The organism is Planosporangium spinosum (genome assembly GCF_049999945.1).
In the GTDB taxonomy this organism is placed as follows: Bacteria; Actinomycetota; Actinomycetes; order Mycobacteriales; family Micromonosporaceae; genus Planosporangium; species Planosporangium spinosum.
The window spans coordinates 103,509-121,047 of record NZ_JBLYUB010000008.1; the positions used below are offsets into that span (position 1 = coordinate 103,509).

Below are 17,539 nucleotides of genomic sequence, written 5' to 3' on the forward strand. Positions count from 1 at the left end.
CGGTTCACCCGGTCCACACGGTTCGGCCGTTTACGGTTCGTCCGGTCCACAAGGTCCGGCCGGTCCACACGGTTCGGCCGTCTACGGTTCGTCCGGTCCACAAGGTCCGGCCGGTCCACACGGTTCGGCCGTCTACGGTTCGTCCGGTCCACACGGTTCGCCCGGTCCACACGGGCCGACCGTCTACGGTTCGCCCGGTCCGCAGCGTCCGGCCGGGTCCGGGGAGCCGGCGGAGCCGCCCGCTGCCCGGCGGACGCGCAGCCCACTCTGGGCGCGGATGCTGGTCGTCGTCGGCGCCGTGCTGATCCTGATCAGTGGCGGCACGCTGGCCGCCGGCGCCGTGCTGCTCGACCGGTACACCGGGTCGATCGAACAGACCAGCCTGCTCGGGGCGGGCGGCCGGCAGGGCGGCGGGAAGGCCGCGCTGAAGGGGCCGATCAACGTCCTGCTGATGGGTATCGACACGCGTGGCGACCCCAGCCAGGCGATCCGGGCCGACTCCATCATCATCCTGCACATCCCGGCGACCCACGACCGGGCCTTCATCATCTCGGTGCCCCGCGACTCCGACGTCGCCATCCCGGCGTACCCGAAGACCGGTTACAAGGGCGGGCGCGGAAAGATCAACTCGGCGTACGCCTTCGGCAGCAACGGGTCCGGCGGACGGGCGGGCGGCTTCGAACTGCTCGCGCTGACCATCAAGAACCTCACCGGCATCACGTTCGACGCCGGCGCGATCGTGGACTTCGAGGGCTTCAAGGCGATCGTCGAGGCGCTCGGCGGGGTCGACATGTGCATCGACGAGAGAGTCACCTCCATCCACGTGGGCTTCGACTCGACCGGCAAGCAGCGGGTGCCGTACAAGGGCCAGCCGCCCAACCTGCGGGCCGTGCCGGGCGTGCGTGCCGTCGTGTACGAGAAGGGCTGCCGGCACCTGGAGCCCTGGCAGGCCCTGGACTTCGTGCGCCAGCGCGACCTGCTGGAGAAGGGTGACGGCGACTACGGCCGCCAGCGCCACCAGCAGCAGTTCCTCAAGGCGGTCGCGAAGAGCGCCGCCGGCAAGGGCGTCATCACCAACCCGGCGAAGCTCGACTCGGTGCTCAAGGCCGCCGGCAAGGCCCTCACCGTGGACACCGGTGGCGTCCCGCTCACCGACTGGCTGCTCACCTTCGGCGGTATCAGCGGCGACGGCATCACGATGGTGAAGACCAACGCCGGCAAGTACCAGTCGTTCAAAGTGGACGGTGAGTCCAGGGAACGGCTCACGCCCGAGAGCCTGGAGTTGCTCAGCGCGGTACACAGCGACACCGTCGACACCTTCATCGGTAAGTACCCGGACTGGGTGAGCAGTGACTCGTAGCCACACCACGGTGCCCTCGACGCACCCGCACCGATCCGTGCCCGCCGGGCGGGTGCGCCGATCCCGGGAGCGCTGAAGGTCGTGCACGTCACCACCATGGTCAAGCGGATCGTCGTCCGGGTGCCGTGGGCGCACCGGGCGGCCCGCTCCGCCCGTCGCCGCCTCGAGGCCGGCCGGCTCGCCCAGCGGCGCGCGGGGCGCCAACTGCCCGACCTACGGCGGCTCATGCCCGCCCGCGCCGCCGGTCCCACGGCGCGGGTGCGGTACTGCGCGGTGCTCGACGGCGAGACCCTCAACATCGACTTCGTGGTGCCGGTCGCGACCGACGCCTCCGAGGTCCGGCTGCGCCTGACCGCCGGTAACCGGACGATGGAGGTGCCGGCCCGCGTCCGGCACGTCGACGCCGGGTCCACCCGGGCCTGCGCCACGGTCCGCCTCGGCCGTTCCGGCCTCGGCATCGTCCGGCCCGGCCGCTGGCGGCTGAGCTGCGCGGTGTCCACTGCGGACGGTACGCGTACCTACCCGCTGTGCGGCGTACCGGCGGCCGCCTGGCCCGACGGCCCCACGATCCGGGCGCCCCGCAGCCCGGAGAGCGGCCTGCTGTACCGACCCGAGGAGGGGCCCGGCGGGCGCACCGAGCTGGCCGTGCTCGCCGCGCGCCCGACCGCCGAACTGGTCGACGTGGTGCTCGACTGGACGCGGGCCGAACTCGTCCTGCGCACCGTCGGCATCTCCGCCGACACGGCCGCCGTCGAGTTCACCTCCCGCGAAGGCGCACCCCGGGCCCGGGTCGACGCGACGGTCGAGGGTGACCGGATCATCTGCCCGGTCCCGGTGGCGCTGCTTGCCCCGCGGGGGCGGGCCCAGGAGTGGGTGTGGGACCCGCACCTGGTGACCGGCGGCATGCGGCTGCGGATCGGCCGGTCGCTGCACGACCTCGTCGACGCCAAGAAGACCGTCCGCACGGGTGCCGTGGTCGTGTGGGCGTCGCCGGAGAGCGCGGTGCGCACCCGTCCGTACCTCACCTCGACCGGACGGCTCGCCCTCGCCTGCAACCTCGTGTCGGTATGCCCGGAAGTGGACGCATGAAGATTCAGTACCTGTTGACCTGGGCCGATGCGGTCGGCGGGACCGAGCGGGCGGTGCTGCGCCAGGCCAGCTGGCTGGCCGCCCGCCACGACGTCGAGGTGGTGAGCGTCTTCCAGGACAGCGCGCGGCCGGCGTTCGCGCTCGACGAACGCGTGCGGGTGCGCTACCTGCTGGGCCGCGACCGCCGCCCGACGGCCGCCACGCTGCCCGACGACGTCGCGGCGGCGCTCGACGCGGCCCCGAGCCGGTTCGTCGACGCCTCGTGGGAAGGCGCCTTCACCGGGTTGACCGACCTCGCGGCCCAGCAGGCGCTCGCCGAGACCGACGCCGACGTGGTGGTCTCCACGACGCCGGCGCTGCTGGCCCTCGCCGCCCAGGTGCTGCCGCCACGGGTGCTGCTGGTGCACCAGGAGCACCGGGTGGCCGAGCTACGCGGTACCTCCGGCGGTCCGTATGAGCGTTACACCGCGCGGGCCGACGCGATCGTGCTGCTGAGCGAGGCGACGCGCGGGTGGTTCGCGGAGCGGTTCGGCGCGGCCGCGCCCCGGCTGGAGGTCATCCCGAACTCGCTCGACCCGGGCTTCCGGCCCGCCTCCGGCCGGCGTGGCGAGGTGGTGGTGTGGGCCGGCCGGCTCAGCGGCGAGAAGCAGCCGGTCCACGCGGTACGCGCGTTCGCCGAAGCGACCCGGGAACACCCGGGTTGGCGGCTGCGGCTGTTCGGGGACGGCCCCAAGGCCGCCGAGGTGCAGCGCGAGGCGACGGCGCTCGGCGTCGCCATGCGGGTCGAGCTCATGGGCGTGAGCCGCAGCATGGACGAGGAGTGGGCGCGCGCGTCGGTCGCGGTGCTCACCTCCCGCAACGAGTCGTTCGGACTCGTGCTCGCCGAAGCGATGGCGGCCGGAGTGCCGTGCGTGGCGTACGACTGCCCGAACGGACCCGGCGAGATCATCACCGACGGCGAGAACGGCTTCCTCGTCCCGGCCGACGACGTCGAGGCCCTCGCCGACGCGCTGCGCCGGGTGATCGACGACGTCGAGCTGCGTGACCGCCTCGGTGACAACGCACTCGCCTCCACCAGCCGCTTCGAACTCGACACCGTGATGAAGCAGTGGGACGGGCTCTTCACCGAGTTGCTCGCCGACCACGATCCCGCGGCCGTCACGCAGCGGCGGCTGCTGCGCGAGGCGTACCTGAGGGCACGGGGGAGCACGCACGTGGCACGCCACGCGGTCGGCGCCGACGCGTCGACGGCGACCGACGGGGCGGAGCGCTGGGCGGCCACCGTGGAGGCCAGGCACCCCGGTCTGGCCTGGGCGGCCGGACAGCTCGCCCGGGTCAGCGACGTCGACACCGCCGAGGACGTGGCCCGGGCCAACCTGCGGTTCGTGGCCGAGGCGCTGGAGGACGCCGGCGTGCCGTACGTCCTCGTGCGCCGGCAGAGCCTCACGCACCGGGTAGCGGTCCTGGAGGCCGACCGGCCGGCCGCGCTGGAGGCGCTCCGGGCCGCCGGCCGGGAGCGTCCGGTGTACGTCGAGCCGCGCGTCGGACGGGACCGGTCGGCCGGCGTGTGGCCGGCGTACCTGCTCGGTGACGTCCCGCCGAGCGTCGAGGCCCACTCGTACCAGGTGTTCGAGCCCGTCGTGACGAGCTCGCGGACCCTGCGGTTCGGCGCGGTGTACGGCTGCACGCTGGAGGTGTGGACCGACTCCGACGACGGCGAGGAGCTGCTCGCACCGAAGCCCACCCCGCTGGGCTCGGCCGTGCCCAAGGCCGCCATGGTCCCCGCGACCGTCCGGCTCGGCGGCCGCGAGTACCGCACTGTCGAACCGCTCGTCGACACGCTGCCGACCGAGATCACCTTTCCGATCGACGTCGTGTACACCTGGGTCGACGGCGACGACCCGGCCTGGCAGGCACGCCGGCAGGCGGTCACCGGCCACGAGCCGCAGGAGGTCGCCAACGGTGCCGCCCGCTTCCGCAGCCGCGACGAGCTGCGCTACTCGCTGCGCTCGCTCGACCTCTTCGCGCCCTGGGTCAACCGGATCTGGATCGTCACCGACGCGCAGACGCCCGGCTTCCTCGACACGCTGCACCCCAAGGTGCGGGTCGTTGACCACCGGGAGATCTTCACGGACCCGGCGGCGCTGCCGACGTTCAACTCGCACGCCATCGAGACGCAGCTCCACCACATCGAGGGGCTGAGCGAGCACTTCCTGTACTTCAACGACGACGTCTTCGTCGGCCGCCCGGTCGATCCGGGGCTGTTCTTCACCCCGGGTGGGCTGACCCGGTTCTTCCCGTCGCCGACCCAGGTACCGCCGACGCCGGTGAGCGACGACGACGAGTTCAACATCACCGCCGCGAAGAACAACCGGGAACTGCTGCGCGCCTCGTACGGCCGGACCCTGCGCCACGCGTTCCTGCACGCGCCCATGGCACACCGGCGCAGCACGCTGTACGCGATGGAGAAGGAGTTCCCCGAGGCGTTCGACCGCACGATGCGCAGCAGGGTCCGCACCCGAAGCGACATCTCCGTCGCGTCGTCGTTCGCCCACTACTTCGGCCTCGTGACCGGCCGGGCCGTCACCGGGGAGATCCGGTGCAGCTTTGTCAACGTGGGCCTGCAGGAGCACCGGCCACGGTTGACCCGGCTGCTGGACCGGCGCGCCTTCGACGTGTTCTGCCTCAACGACTTCCACGACGGCGACGTACCGGTGGAGGAACAGCAGGCACTGCTGTCGGCCTTCCTGTCCGCGTACTTCCCGGTGCCCGGCCAGTACGAGCGCGGCAGCGCGCGCAACGCGGCGGTGCACGACGGTCGGTGATCGCGGCGGTGCACGGCGGTCGGACGGCCGGGTAGGTCAGTTCGCCGCGGCTCCGGTGCCGACGGTGTGCGTCCACAGCCGACCGTCGGCCATCACCGCCGCGATCACCGGCCTGCCGTTGGCGTTCGTCGCCACCGCCGGCGTGCCCACGGCAATGGGCGCGGCCACCGGTGTCCACCGTGGGTGCTCGGCGCCGAGGGTCGTCTCCACGTAGCTGATGCCGCCGTCGTCGGTGCGCGCCACGATGAGTACCCGCTTGTCCGCCAACGGCGCGGCCGAGACGGCGCCCACGCCGGTGCCGCCGAGCAGGTGCCCCCGGGGGACCCACGAGCCGCCGGCGCGTTGCTGCGCGTACCCGACCACCCCGCCGGTGCCGGCCTCGCGTACCAGCAACAGCAGCCGGCCGTCGGAGACACGTACCACGCACGGCGGCCCGGCGGGTGCCGGTACCCGAACGACCTCCCGGTCGAACGCGCCGTCCGCGCCGGCTTCCCGCCAGCGCAGGATGCCGGCCTTGCCGGAGGCGAAGACCTCCGCCGGGCCGGAGCCGGTGCCGCGGGCCGCCAACCCGTCCTGGGTGTCGGTGCCCTGCAGATCCAACCACGGTCCCCAGCTGCCGTCCGGCAACTGCAGCCGGCTGCCGATGCCCTTGCCGAAGTTGCGGACGAAGACCTGGACCTGCCCGTCGCCGCGGACGGCCGCCACCGGGATGCCGACCCCCCGGCGTCGCACGGGGTCGACACCGGGCAGGTCGTGCGGGTTGCCCAGGTTCACCCAGTCGCCGAAGGAACCGTCGACCGTGGACTGCACCGTGGTGACCAGGTCGCGTGCCTGCTTGCCCGGGTCGGCGTCCAGCGTCATCCGGATGGCGAAGAGCTGCCACCGTCCGTCCCGCAGCCGCAGCGCGGACAGTTGCGGCAGCAGCGGTCCACCGCCGACCGCGACGGGGTCGTCGAACATACCGCTGCCGGGCCGGTGCTCCCGCCACATGACGGCCCGGCCGCCGAGGACCGCGAACGCGACGAGACGGCCGTCATTGCCGAGGTGCAGCCAGGTCGGCGCCGGCGGGTACCGGCGGGTGGTGCTCCGGCCGTAGCCGTTGCCCAGCTTGCCGCTGCCGATCTTCAGGTCGCCGCAGCCGGTGCTCAGGTCGCACGGCGAGGCGCCGACCCCCGCGTACACCCGGACGTAGCGCTCCTTGAGCCGACGCGCCGCCAGGCTCAGGTTCGACGGCCAGCGCCGGTTGTAGTAGCCGCGGTACGTCTCCACGGCGGTCCGGGCGCCCGGGTCGCGCTGCCACCACTGCTGCAGCGCGGCGAACGTGAACAGGGCCGTGCCGACGTGGGACTGGTGATCGGAGAAGTCACCCCAGTCGGAGTACTGCGGGTTCTGGGCGTCGTGGGTCTGCTGGTCGGGATCCGGGTCCAGGGTTCGTACGAGGGTCGGCCGGAACCGGTCGAACAGCCCCACCAGCGTGCGGATGAGCCCGTCGTGGGTGTACATGTACTCGCCACCGACGGGCGAACCGACCGGCCGCATGGTGGGATACTTCCGGTCCTGGCCGGTCCACAGCGTGTACACCCGCCCGCCACCCGACGGACTGCTGGCGCCGTTGTCCCAGCAGTTGAGGATGACGAGCTGGATGTGCGGTGCGTCGCGCAACGTGTTGAGTTCGGCCAGGGTGCCCTCCGCGGTGACGATGACCCCGCGGTCCCACACCGCGTCGCGGTCGCCGAGGACCATGTCGGCATACGCCTGTCGCCAACCGTGGAAGCGCGACGCCGCGTACCCCTGGTAGTCCACCGGCATGGTGGCGTGGCGGGACTTCGACGCCCCGGCGTTCCTGCCGTCGGCCTCGCCGCAGGTGAGGCAGATGCTCATGTGGGGCCGGCCGGTGCGCAGCGTGTGTACCAGGTCCGGGTTCATGAAGTACAGGTCGTCGTCGGGGTGGGCGACCACCTGCAGGTAGCGCGCGTCCGGTGACCGCCGCGACGAGGCCGCCAGGGTTGGGCGGGTCCGCCAGGTCGGCCATATGGCACCGATGCTGGTGGAGGCTCCGGCGACGCTGCCGACGATGATGGCCGCTGCCTGTCGGCGGGTCCAGCCGATGATCCACCTACCTCATCGCCGGAGCCGTCGACTCCGGGTACGGGCGCGCACCCGCGTCGGCGCTCTGAGCGGGGCACCACGGGACGCCGTGCCGCTCGCCCCGCCTTCTCCTGGCCTCCATGAACGTCCCTTCCGCACGCTGTGTCGCCGCGTGGCCGATCATGCTACAAGGAGGTCTCAAGGGCCGCCATCCCTCCAGCCGCTGGTGGGCTGAAGGGATGGCGAGAGTGGCCGCCGTGGTCGCACCGGGTGGCGTGGCGACCGACCACAATCGTCACCGGTAGGTCCTTGCGGTGCGGTATCCGCCGTTAGTCAACCGGGTGGATGGGTGCCGGGACCGGGGCGGTCCGGTCGGTAGGCGGTTGACGAGCGCCGCGCCAGCGGTCGGTCGAGCGGATATCGGCGGAGCTGCCGGTCTCTCGTCTTGCGGTCATTGCTCGTTGGCCTAGTACGATGAGCCCCCTCGTTGCCGCCGGGTGTCCATCCTGGCCTGATCCCGAAAGTGGCGTACGTCAGTTGATGGAAAGCGGAAAAGTGCTATCTGTCCATATTGTCGGACGCTTTATGGGGCAGGCGGGAGAAGGGGGCGGCCCGGTGGGCGACGTATTCTTCGCCGTCGGCACCGGAAGCCCGCTCGGACGGCCTGCCTCACGTCCGGCGAAGTTCCGGCCCGGCGACCATCCTGCGCGCGCACCACAGGGCGGATTGCGCGCACCACGGGGCGGATTGCGCGCACCACGGGGCGGATTGTGCGCACCACGGGGCGGATCATGAGCGCGCCAACGCTGGAGGCGGTCGGAGAGGTCGACCTCCCCGAGCGTCCTCGCCGCCGCCCGGTACCCGGCCGACTCGCGTCGCTGGACGGGTTGCGGTTCGTCGCCGCGCTGTCAGTGGTCTTCTTCCACTATGTCGGGTTCAGCCCCGAAAGTGGTAATCCCGGGTGGGGAAGACCGGCCGAGGCGGTCTTCCCGCACCTGAGTGCGGCGGCGAAGTACGGATGGCTCGGGGTGGAGCTGTTCTTCATGATCAGTGGGTTCGTCATCTGCATGAGCGCATGGGACCGGCGGTTGAGTGGCTTCTTCGTGTCCCGCGTCGTGCGCCTGTACCCCGCTTACTGGTTCGCGGTGCTGGCCACCACCGCGGTGGTGACGATCTGGCCCACGGTCCGCCACCACCTCAGACCCAGTGACGTTCTGGTCAACCTCACCATGCTCCAGTCGCCGCTCGATGTGCCGGACGTCGACGGGGTCTACTGGACGTTGTGGACCGAGTTCAGGTTCTACCTGCTGTTCGCCATCGTCGTACGGCTCGGCCTGCAGTACCGACGCGTCGTGCTGTTCTGCCTGTTGTGGACGATCGCCGCCGCGGTGGCGCCCACCGTCGACAGCGAGGTGTTCGATCTGGTCGTCATTCCCACGTACGCCCCCTTCTTCATCGCCGGCATCGCGTGCTACCTGATGCACCGGTACGGACCCGACGCGCTGTTGTGGGGGATCATCGGCGTCTCCTGGCTACTCGCGCAGCACGGTCTTATCGGCCTGAACGAGGAGCAGGCCGACACCGTCGGCAAACATCTGGGTTGGTGGCCGACCGCGCTGATCGTCACCGGAGTGTTCGCGGTCGTCATCCTGATCGCCGTGGGAGGGCTCTCCTGGATGCGGTGGCGGTGGTTGACGCTGGCCGGTGCCACCACGTATCCGCTGTATCTGCTCCACGAATACATCGGCTGGACGGTCGTTCGTGGCCTGGCGGACAGGTTCCCGCCGCTGCTGGTCGTCTCCGTGACCGTGGTGGCGATGGTGCTGCTGGCCTGGTTGGTGCACCGGTGGGTGGAACGGCCGGTGGCAAGGCTGCTTCGCCGTTGGCTGTCCGCGAGCGTGGCGAGACTGGGGGCCACCTCATCGGGGCGTACGGGTGCACCGACCGAAAGCGCGTGAGCGATGGAGTCCGGACGAATGAGAGGGCAGCGGGTGATCCGTTCACTGTTCTGGCGCGGTAAGGATGCGGAGGCGACAGCCCCGACGGCTGCTCCGCGACCAACGCGGCCGGTCAGCGCGGACGGGGAAGAGCGCCCCGTTCACATGCAGATCCTCGCGCACGCCGATGACGATCTGTACTTTATGAATCCTGACCTGGCGCAGTCGGTCCGCTCGGGCGCGGCCACGGTGAGCGTGTACCTGACGGCGGGCGAGGCGGACGGACGCAACGTCCCGAGTAACGATCCGAACCGAGCCGATGCCCCGGTCGACTTCGAACGGTACGCCGCGGCGAGGCAGAACGGCATTCGAGCCGCGTACGCCACGATGGTCACCGGCGACCGGGCCGCGGAATGGACTCGCGAGGTCCTGCCGATGGGGGACGGGTTCTCGGCGGAACTCGCCACCCTGTGCGCGGACCCCGGCGTCATCCTCATCTTCTTCAATCTTCGGATGGCCCCTGGCACGCCCCCGGTGCGGATTCTGAACCTGTGGAACGGATCCATCGACAGCCAGCCGACCCTCTGCCCGACCGGAAGTCCGCTCGGCGGGACCTACTCGTTGACCCGGGAACGACTGCTGTCCGCCCTCGGCGACCTGCTGGCAAGGTTCGCGCCGTCAGTCGTACGCGTCATGGACCTCGACCCCGACCACACCGCATATTCTGCCGACCGCGGCGCGGAATACTGCGACAACGCCGACCACACCGCCGCGGCGATGTTCGCGATGGAGGCGGTTCGTCGCTATGACGACGCGGGACACGATCAGCCCTGCGTCGTGGAAAGCTACCGCGGATACTGGAACAAGCTGTGGCCGCACAACCTCAGTGGCACCGCCTTCGTCGAGAAGATGGATCTCATCACCATCTACGGGGGCGCCGACCCGCACCCGTGTGCCGACCGGAGCCTGTGCGGCGACCTGGTGCTGGGCGACCGTGCGTACAACCGGGGCTACGGTCAGAGCACGACGTACCGCTTTCCCGGCACCACGAACTGGCTGCAGCTCGGCGATGACGGCCGGTTGTACGCGTTCGCCGTTCTCGACGGACGGCCGGTGGTGTGGACCGAAGTCGAGCCAGCGAGTAACGAATGGTCGGCACCGGTCGTGCTCGGGGACGGCCTGTTCGCCCCTCAGCTCCACGTGGTCCGTACCGCTCGTGACGGCCTGCGCCTGTTCGGAATGCGTATCACGTTGTCCAGCAGTCCGTACGAGCATCGCAGGGACGTCGTCACCGCCGCGCAGAAAGGTTCCGACGGGCCCTTCGACGCGTGGGAGAATCTGGGGAACCCGTACAACAAACCAGGCCTCAACCCGATCAAACGACGTGAAATGGGTATGCCGGTCGTGGCCTTCAACGCCGACGGCATGATGCGCCTGTTCGTCCGCAATTTCGGCACCGGGCTGAACTGCCTGCCACAGGACAAGGCCGGGTGGGGCTCGTGGCAGGATCTCCGCGGCACGTGCCAGGACAGCGTGGCAACGGTAACGACCGATAGCGGGCGCATCGAGGTGTTCGGCGCTACCCGGACCGGCATTCTGCGCTGGTACCAGCCCCGCCCCAACGCCGCCTTCGAGCGGGACTACTCACTGCCCTTCCCGGCACCCGCGGGTCCGCCTACGGTGGTGAAACTGCCCGACGGCCGGCTGCTGATGGTGGTGCGTCAGCCCAGTACCGGATGGGCGCTGATGTACCGGCAGACCGAGCCGGACGGCAGGTGGGACCCGCAACCTCAGATGGCCGGAGGTCACGGCGGATTTGGGTTGGTCTCGGCCACGGTACTCGGTGACGGCACGGTCGCCCTGGCGCAGCGCAACGGTGCCGGCTCGGTCGGCGTCTCGTTCCAGTCGACTACGGGTGCCGGCGGCAGCACCGAGTGGCTGGAGACCGGACCGATGTTCGCGCACTCACCGTCCGGTGCGATCGATGCCTCCGGCCGGCTCGTCGTCGCCGTTCTCGGCCTCGACGGCAAGCTGCACTCCGCGCGCTTCGACCAGGGGGGCCAGCCGAGCGGGTGGTGTAGCTCGCCGTGAGTGCCGGAGTGGTTGGATCCGCCGATCGCAAGGGGGCTTGTGATCGGCGGATCAGGCACAAGTTCGCGCGGGGCGAGTAGCCGGGTCTGTGCTACGCGGGCCTGGCCGCGATAGGGCGCTGCGGAACGGGTCTCATCCTCGATGAGGTCTTCATGGGTGGCGGGTCGTCACAGAAGCGGTTGGCGGCTGCCCTGTCAGGCCTTCCGGTGGTGTGGGTCGGGGTGCGTTGCGCCCCCGAGGTCGCCGCCGCTCGGGAGCGCGGTCGGCCGGACCGGGTTGTGGGGATGGCTCGCCTCCAGGCCGAACGGGTGCACGAGGGTGTCGTCTACGACCTGGTCGTGGACACCGCCGCCGCCAGCGCCGCCGACTGTGCACGCGCGATCGCGTCTCACCTGGCGGCGCTCGAGCGCTGACCCTGACCATCCAGCGACCCCAACCAGCACGCCGAGCCGCCGGCTGTTCGTCCCGCTCGGATCTATACCCACCTGCTCATCTCGCTGCCGTACTCAGCCGTGGGTGACGGCCAGCCAGGTGGTGGCCAGCGCGGCCACTGACAGGAGCCCCAGGATGGTGTGCAGCAGGTCTGGGGTGGGCCGGTTGCCGCGGGCCGGCAGGACCGGGATGCCGGTGGGGTACTTGTCGCGGGTGGAGCTGTGCGGCCAGCCGGTCAGGTAGGGCACCCACCAGGACATGAGGTGCCCGATCATCCACAGCGTGTAGTAGACCGCGGCGATCCAGATCGCGTACCGCGCGTCGAGGAACGTGCCGATGGCGAGCGCGGCCATGGCGGTCTGCATCGCGGCGTTGACCGTCTGGTGTTCGCCGCTGAGGTCGTTGAAACGCCCCATCGGTACCCAGTGGGTGAGGGCGAAGTAGCCGGTCAAGGTCAGCTGTGCGCCGGCGGCGATGGCGGGGATGTTCACGGGCGTCCTCATTCTCCTTGCAGCCTTACACCGTAAGTTTGTCCTCGAAAGATTCGGCCTTACGATGTAAGATGTCAAGGTGATGAGGGGGGTGTCACATGAGCGATGCACCGGGCAAACCGCGGCGGAGTGCCTCGCCCGGCGGCATGCGGCTGTCACGGCAGCGCATCCTGACCGCAGCGCTGGACATCATCGACCAACAGGGTCTGGCCGGGCTGAGCATGCGTCGCCTCGGCGCCGCCCTCGGCGTGGAAGGGATGAGCCTGTATCACCACTTTCCCAACAAGCAGGCCCTGCTTGACGGAGTCGTGGAACTCGTCACCGAGGCGGGAGCGCCCGACGACGCCGGTTCCGACGACGACTGGCGGAGCCTGCTACGCCGCTTCGCCACGTCCTACCGGGCGACCCTGCTGGCGCACCCCCGCGTCCTGCCGCTGGTCGCCACCCGACCGGTGACCACGCCACGCTCGCTGCGCGCGGTCGAACGCAGCGCAACCGTGCTCCACCGTGCGGGCTTCACCCTCGACCAGGCGCTGAACATCATCACCGGGATCGCCTGTTTCGTCATCGGTCACACGCTCGCCGAAGTTGAACCGGACGACGGCCGGCCCGACCCCGCCGATGGCGTGCCCGTCGCGCTGGCCGCCCTCGACCCGGACGAGTTTCCGCTGCTGACACGCGCCCTGACCACCGGCGCGGGTGCCAACCCCGACACCCGCTTCACCTTCACCCTCGACAGTCTCCTCGCCGGCATGGACCAGCAACGCGGCCCCACGAACTCCGCGGCCGCCCCCGCGGACCCGCTGTCGGAATGACGCCGTGTGCCGCAACGCCGTGGCGGCCGAGTCGTCCGGCACTGCCGACACTCGCCCAGTGATTCGGCGGCGCGCCGACCAGGCCTACGTCCGAGGCGGCGGCAGGCGATGCCACCGGGACGGCCGACAGTAGCGACCCGGCATCGGCGACAGTTACCCGTGGCCGTCCTAACGCGACACGGGCTCCCGTAGCGCAGCGACCTCCTGGCGGGGCTGCCCGCCGAAGTTCTGCTCGTCGTAGAGCACCCAGTCGGTGACCTCGATCTCGTAGACGCGGTGGTGCGTAACGCCTTCGGCCAGCCGGGCCGGGTCGATCGCGCCGGCGGCGCGCGGCCACCGGCCGGCGTACACCCGGATCTGATCGTCGATTCCTGTCGTGGGTAGTTCCCGGGCGGTCCCGGTGAAGCTCACCCCACGTACCGCCTGTCCCACCTCGTCCAGCTCGATGGCCAGGATCGCGCCCGCGACCCGCCGGTCGGCGCGCAGGTTCGCGCAATGCTGCCGAGCCGGCCGGGAGATGAACCAGAGTCGATCCGGCGCAAATTCGAAGGCGTACCAGAGGTTGCACACCACCGGGGCGCCCCGATCGTCCACGGTGGCCAGCTGCATGACCTTTCCCGCGGCAACGTACTCCTCAAGCAGATCTCGTGGCCGCCCCATCGACAGGCTCCTTCCTACTGCCGGAGAGTCCAGATCGTAGCCCAAAGTCATAGACGCATGACACTGCGAAGTGCGCCGTGCGGGTACCGCGAACTCGACGCCGGCCTGTTCTTCATCGCCCACCAGAAGGGGCCCATGTACGCGGTTCGTCGCCCTGCGGCGCAGGCCCGGCGACAACGACGCCCTCAATGAGTACCAGGACGTATGTCGGTGTATCCGGCACACCATAGGCCGTCGGCGGACCAGCCCGATGCCGGTGGGAACGTACGGGCGATGACCTGACCCAGCTCGTCGGCGCAGATCACCGTGGCGCGCGCCGGCGGGTGGGTGTCGAACTCGACGACCGGGATGGTGTAGATCGCCCGCGGGCCGACCACTTCCACGCCTTCGTCGACCTCAGGCAAGGGCCGGGCCACGCTATCGGGCCCGGGCCGCCGCGGGTAAGTCATTCGTCCTTGGGTAGCTACCGGGCGGACCGCTCCGCCCGGCTCTCCTCCGAGGTGATCATGAGAAGAGGCCTGGTGGCGATGAGCGCCGGGATTCTCACGCTCCTTGTCTCGGGTTTCGTCGTCGTACCGAGCGCTCACACGGCCACCGGAATGCGGGTACGAACCGGCCGGCTCGTCGAGGCCAATGGCCGCAACCTTGTCCTGCGCGGCATCAACCACGTCTACCGCCGGTGCGCCAACCAGGCCGGAGCCTTCGCGGCCATCAAGGCGGCCGGCGCGAACGCTATCCGGCCGTCGCTGGCCATCGGCGCCGGCTTCCCGCACACGCTCATGGTTGACGCCCCCGACTGGGGCCAGGAGCTGTCGTTCACCATGCGCGACAACGCCGGAGTGCGCGCGGAAGCAACAGATCCGGCCGCGGCACGCAGGGCCCATGACGATGGGGACCGCGCCGAAGGGGCCGGCGTGACGACGAGGCACCCGGCTTGGACGTTCGGGTCACGGTGAGGTGACGGTGAGGATCACGGTACGCGTCACGGTGAGTCTCATGGTGGGGCGCGCCTACCCGTCGGGGATTCGCCTACTCGTCGTGGATGTAGACGCCATCACGGAAGATCGAGACGACGGCGCCGACCGCCGCGAGGACCGCGGCGAGTACGAAGACCACGACCGGGCCGTCGTGGAACGGCCCGGACGGCAGGGGCGGAAGGAAAGCCATGACGGTCAGCGTCGACACCGTTGAGGCCGGCAGCCGGTGCCGCACGCCGGATGGCGTGCCAGCCCTTCGTCGCTACAGCGCGACCGTGCGGAAGCCGGCGTTGCCCATCGAGGAGTCGGGAGCGTTCGGCGGTGGCCACGACTCCGGGCTCGGAGGGGAGTACGGGATCGAGGGGTGGTCGGCGTGCCTGGCCGACTCGTCCCTCCACCGCCGGCGGTGATCCGGACCGGTCCGTGCCGTCAGCGCGCCCCGGTCGGGACCTCTCGCGCTATGCAGCCCCGGAAATCGGCCACCAGGTCGGACCGGTCGTCGCGACGCCAGACGGCGGCGAGTTCGACGGTGCGCGGGGTCCCGCGCAGGGGTCGGAGGGTGACGCCGGATCGGTTCAGGGTGGCCACCGACGAGGGGACGATGGCCAGCCCGATCCCGGCGGCGACCAGGCCGAGCACGGTCTGGATCAGCCAGACGCCCTGCTGGGCGACCTCCGGGGTGATCCCGGCTTCGGCGAACAGCTCGGTGATGCGGGCGTGCAGCCCGGGAACGTCGTGCTGTTCCGGCATGACGAACGGTTCGTGTCGGACGTCGCGCAGGTCGACCGGCCCGGTGGTGACGGCAGGATGGTCGGTCGGCAGGGCGAGGAGCAGCTGCTCGGTGGACAGCCGGTACGAGGTGAGCTCCGGGTCGCTCACCGGCAGGTAGAGCAGGGCGACGTTGAGCTGTCGATCGTGCAGGGCGCGGACCAGCGCATCCGGCCCCATCTCGCGCAGCACCAGCTCAACGGCGGGGTGATCCGCCCGGAAGGACCGGATGAGGTGGGGCAGGTCGCCGTTGGCGGCCGACGGGACGAAGCCGATCGACAGCACACCGCGGGCGCCGTCGCCGACCCGGCGGACCATGCGGACCGTCTGGTCGAGGTCGGCGAGCAGGCGACGCGCTTCGTGCAGTAGCGCCTGCCCGGCGGCGGTGAGCCGGATCGCCCGGCGGGACCGGTCGAACAGCACCACTCCGAGCTCGTTCTCCAGTTGGCCGATCTGGTGGCTCAGGGGTGGTTGGGCCATGTGGAGCCGTTCCGCGGCCCGCGTGAAGCTGAGCTCTTCGGCAACGGCTACGAAGTATTTCAACCGCCGATACTGCACGGGGTCAATAATATACTGATTCAGTATGAGTAGCTACCAATCAGATCTTTGAAGTATCGGCTGCGCGAGAGCACAATCACGGCATGTCCCAGACGAATTCGGCGATCCGCGATCGATCGCTGGTACGCGGCGCCGCGGAGGCGGTCTCCCTCGTCCGGCCGGGCGCCACCTTGATGGTGGGCGGGTTCGGGCTGGTCGGAGCGCCGCTCACGCTCATTGAGGCGCTCTGCGAGAGCCCCGAAGCCCGCGACCTGACCGTGATCAGCAACAACCTGGGGGAGCCCGGCAAGGGTCTGGGCCGGCTGCTGCTCGAGGGCAGGGTGCGTAAGGCGATCGGGTCCTACTTCACCAGCAACCCGGACGTCGTCCGCGCCCACGCCGAAGGGCGGCTGGAGATCGACCTGCTGCCGCAGGGGACCCTGGCCGAGTCGATCCGCGCCGGGGGCGCCGGGATCGGCGGCTTCTACACCAAGACGGGCCTGGGCACCCTGCTGGGCGAGGGGTGCGAGGAACGGGTGATCCGCGGCGAGCGGTACCTGTTCCGGGAGAGCCTGCGCGCCGATGTCGCGCTCGTACGGGCGCGCGTCGCCGACGAGCTGGGAAACCTCGTCTACGCCAAGACCGCCCGCAACTTCAATCCCGACATGGCCACCGCGGCCGATCTCGTCATCGCCGAGGTCGACGAGATCGTCCCGGTCGGGGCCCTCGACCCGGAGGCGATCGTGACGCCGCACCTGTTCGTGGACCACCTCGTACTGAGCGGAGGGCGGTCGTGAGCGACGTACAGAACCGCATCGCGGCCCGGGTCGTTCCGCACATCCCGCCCGGCGCCGTGGTCAACCTGGGTATCGGCATCCCCACGCTGGTGGCCGACCACCTGCCCGACGCCGACGCCGTGTTCCTGCAGACCGAGAACGGCCTGCTCGGTGTCGGCCCGACGCCGGCGCCGGAGGACGTCGACCCCGACCTGGTGCACGCGGGCAAGCAGCCGGTCACCGCGCGGCCGGGCGCGTCGTACTTCGCCAGTTCCGCCTCGTTCGGGATGATCCGTGGCGGGCACGTCGAGATCGCCGTGCTGGGTGCGCTGCAGATCGACGCCCAGGGTCGGATCGCGAACTGGGCGCTGCCCGGCAAGCCGGTCCTCGGCGTGGGTGGCGCGATGGACCTGCTCGTGGGTGCCAAGCGCGTGATCGTCGCCACCACCCACACGGCGAAGGACGGCTCACCGAAGATCGTCGCCGAGTGCACCTTCCCGCTGACCGCGCTGCGCCCCGTCGACGTCATCGTCACCGAGGCCGCGACCTTCACCGTCTCCGACGGCGAACTCGTCCTCGTCGACCTGGCCGAGGGCGTGACCCTCGACTGGGTGCGTGAGCACACCGCGGCCCCGTTCCGTAACGCCCTCGACGCGGCCGATCCGGTCCGGGCCTGATCCACACGTCACTGGG

The 17,539-nt window shown here is 70.5% G+C and carries 17 protein-coding genes; 11 read left to right on the plus strand and 6 right to left on the minus strand.

Going from position 1 to position 17,539, the window contains the following annotated elements; genetic code table 11:
* The first annotated feature begins 277 nt into the window (after positions 1 to 277).
* The 3 genes from ACNTMW_RS13410 (at position 278) to ACNTMW_RS13420 (ending at position 5,274) form a co-directional block, all read left to right on the plus strand.
* A complete protein-coding gene (locus ACNTMW_RS13410; RefSeq protein ID WP_426633831.1) occupies positions 278 to 1,360 on the plus strand; it encodes an LCP family protein in 1,083 nt (360 codons plus the stop codon).
* An 81-nt stretch (positions 1,361 to 1,441) separates the two neighbouring features.
* On the plus strand, positions 1,442 to 2,449 hold the full coding sequence (locus tag ACNTMW_RS13415; protein ID WP_426633832.1) for a hypothetical protein: 1,008 nt from the start codon (positions 1,442 to 1,444) through the stop codon (positions 2,447 to 2,449).
* Positions 2,446 to 5,274 carry a Stealth CR1 domain-containing protein gene (locus tag ACNTMW_RS13420; RefSeq protein ID WP_426633834.1) on the plus strand — a complete coding sequence of 943 codons (2,829 nt, stop codon included), beginning with the start codon at positions 2,446 to 2,448 and terminating at the stop codon, positions 5,272 to 5,274. The genes ACNTMW_RS13415 and ACNTMW_RS13420 overlap by 4 nt, the downstream gene beginning before the upstream one ends.
* Before the next feature lie 36 nt (positions 5,275 to 5,310).
* On the opposite strand, the gene ACNTMW_RS13425 is transcribed toward ACNTMW_RS13420, so the two are convergent.
* Complete coding sequence (locus ACNTMW_RS13425) at positions 5,311 to 7,233, minus strand: PIG-L family deacetylase (protein ID WP_426633835.1); 1,923 nt, start codon at positions 7,231 to 7,233, stop codon at positions 5,311 to 5,313.
* 920 nt (positions 7,234 to 8,153) lie between these two features.
* Between ACNTMW_RS13425 and ACNTMW_RS13430 the strand changes: the two genes are divergently transcribed.
* From ACNTMW_RS13430 to ACNTMW_RS13440, 3 genes are all read left to right on the plus strand, one after another.
* Positions 8,154 to 9,320: an acyltransferase family protein gene (locus tag ACNTMW_RS13430; RefSeq protein WP_426633836.1), complete on the plus strand. Its 1,167-nt coding sequence runs from the start codon at positions 8,154 to 8,156 to the stop codon at positions 9,318 to 9,320.
* A gap of 144 nt (positions 9,321 to 9,464) precedes the next feature.
* Positions 9,465 to 11,390 (plus strand): DUF8189 domain-containing protein, encoded by a 1,926-nt coding sequence (locus tag ACNTMW_RS13435; RefSeq protein WP_426633837.1) that lies wholly within the window; start codon positions 9,465 to 9,467, stop codon positions 11,388 to 11,390.
* A gap of 101 nt (positions 11,391 to 11,491) precedes the next feature.
* Entirely contained in the window at positions 11,492 to 11,803 is a 312-nt protein-coding gene (locus ACNTMW_RS13440) for a phosphotransferase-like protein (protein WP_426634003.1), read from the plus strand.
* A 93-nt stretch (positions 11,804 to 11,896) separates the two neighbouring features.
* Here ACNTMW_RS13440 and ACNTMW_RS13445 read toward each other — a convergent pair whose 3' ends face one another.
* Positions 11,897 to 12,313, minus strand: a complete 417-nt coding sequence (locus tag ACNTMW_RS13445; RefSeq protein ID WP_426633838.1) for a hypothetical protein — start codon at positions 12,311 to 12,313, stop codon at positions 11,897 to 11,899.
* 98 nt (positions 12,314 to 12,411) lie between these two features.
* Between ACNTMW_RS13445 and ACNTMW_RS13450 the strand changes: the two genes are divergently transcribed.
* Positions 12,412 to 13,128, plus strand: a complete 717-nt coding sequence (locus ACNTMW_RS13450) for a TetR/AcrR family transcriptional regulator C-terminal domain-containing protein (protein ID WP_426633840.1) — start codon at positions 12,412 to 12,414, stop codon at positions 13,126 to 13,128.
* 168 nt (positions 13,129 to 13,296) lie between these two features.
* On the opposite strand, the gene ACNTMW_RS13455 is transcribed toward ACNTMW_RS13450, so the two are convergent.
* Together ACNTMW_RS13455 and ACNTMW_RS13460 are read right to left on the minus strand one after the other, a co-directional pair.
* A complete protein-coding gene (locus ACNTMW_RS13455; protein WP_426633841.1) occupies positions 13,297 to 13,788 on the minus strand; it encodes a pyridoxamine 5'-phosphate oxidase family protein in 492 nt (163 codons plus the stop codon).
* A gap of 185 nt (positions 13,789 to 13,973) precedes the next feature.
* Positions 13,974 to 14,192, minus strand: coding sequence for a hypothetical protein (locus ACNTMW_RS13460; protein WP_426633842.1), 219 nt, complete (start codon positions 14,190 to 14,192; stop codon positions 13,974 to 13,976).
* A gap of 117 nt (positions 14,193 to 14,309) precedes the next feature.
* Between ACNTMW_RS13460 and ACNTMW_RS13465 the strand changes: the two genes are divergently transcribed.
* Entirely contained in the window at positions 14,310 to 14,744 is a 435-nt protein-coding gene (locus ACNTMW_RS13465; protein ID WP_426633843.1) for a hypothetical protein, read from the plus strand.
* Positions 14,745 to 14,817: 73 nt separating this feature from the next.
* Here ACNTMW_RS13465 and ACNTMW_RS13470 read toward each other — a convergent pair whose 3' ends face one another.
* The gene (locus ACNTMW_RS13470) at positions 14,818 to 14,955 is read right to left on the minus strand and encodes a hypothetical protein (RefSeq protein ID WP_426633844.1); all 138 of its coding nucleotides are present in this window, start codon (positions 14,953 to 14,955) and stop codon (positions 14,818 to 14,820) included.
* Here ACNTMW_RS13470 and ACNTMW_RS13475 point away from each other — a divergent pair.
* A complete protein-coding gene (locus tag ACNTMW_RS13475; RefSeq protein ID WP_426633845.1) occupies positions 14,954 to 15,175 on the plus strand; it encodes a hypothetical protein in 222 nt (73 codons plus the stop codon). The genes ACNTMW_RS13470 and ACNTMW_RS13475 overlap by 2 nt on opposite strands.
* Before the next feature lie 19 nt (positions 15,176 to 15,194).
* Here the strand turns inward: ACNTMW_RS13475 and ACNTMW_RS13480 are convergent, their stop codons facing one another.
* Positions 15,195 to 16,091: a LysR family transcriptional regulator gene (locus ACNTMW_RS13480; RefSeq protein ID WP_426633846.1), complete on the minus strand. Its 897-nt coding sequence runs from the start codon at positions 16,089 to 16,091 to the stop codon at positions 15,195 to 15,197.
* Positions 16,092 to 16,174: 83 nt separating this feature from the next.
* On the opposite strand from ACNTMW_RS13480, the gene ACNTMW_RS13485 reads away from it, so the two are divergent.
* Positions 16,175 to 16,867, plus strand: coding sequence for a CoA transferase subunit A (locus tag ACNTMW_RS13485; RefSeq protein WP_426633847.1), 693 nt, complete (start codon positions 16,175 to 16,177; stop codon positions 16,865 to 16,867).
* Positions 16,864 to 17,523 (plus strand): 3-oxoacid CoA-transferase subunit B, encoded by a 660-nt coding sequence (locus tag ACNTMW_RS13490; protein ID WP_426633848.1) that lies wholly within the window; start codon positions 16,864 to 16,866, stop codon positions 17,521 to 17,523. The genes ACNTMW_RS13485 and ACNTMW_RS13490 overlap by 4 nt, the downstream gene beginning before the upstream one ends.
* The last annotated feature ends 16 nt before the right edge of the window (positions 17,524 to 17,539 follow it).

What these genes read in the sequence shown, in the direction of transcription:
- ACNTMW_RS13485 (WP_426633847.1), top strand. Translation starts at nt 16,175, where the DNA reads ATGTCCCAGACGAATTCGGCGATCCGCGATCGATCGCTGGTACGCGGC.
- ACNTMW_RS13455 (WP_426633841.1), bottom strand. Translation starts at nt 13,788, where the DNA reads ATGGGGCGGCCACGAGATCTGCTTGAGGAGTACGTTGCCGCGGGAAAG.
- ACNTMW_RS13420 (WP_426633834.1), top strand. Translation starts at nt 2,446, where the DNA reads ATGAAGATTCAGTACCTGTTGACCTGGGCCGATGCGGTCGGCGGGACC.
- ACNTMW_RS13475 (WP_426633845.1), top strand. Translation starts at nt 14,954, where the DNA reads ATGACGGTCAGCGTCGACACCGTTGAGGCCGGCAGCCGGTGCCGCACG.
- ACNTMW_RS13410 (WP_426633831.1), top strand. Translation starts at nt 278, where the DNA reads ATGCTGGTCGTCGTCGGCGCCGTGCTGATCCTGATCAGTGGCGGCACG.
- ACNTMW_RS13435 (WP_426633837.1), top strand. Translation starts at nt 9,465, where the DNA reads ATGCAGATCCTCGCGCACGCCGATGACGATCTGTACTTTATGAATCCT.
- ACNTMW_RS13450 (WP_426633840.1), top strand. Translation starts at nt 12,412, where the DNA reads ATGAGCGATGCACCGGGCAAACCGCGGCGGAGTGCCTCGCCCGGCGGC.
- ACNTMW_RS13430 (WP_426633836.1), top strand. Translation starts at nt 8,154, where the DNA reads ATGAGCGCGCCAACGCTGGAGGCGGTCGGAGAGGTCGACCTCCCCGAG.
- ACNTMW_RS13470 (WP_426633844.1), bottom strand. Translation starts at nt 14,955, where the DNA reads ATGGCTTTCCTTCCGCCCCTGCCGTCCGGGCCGTTCCACGACGGCCCG.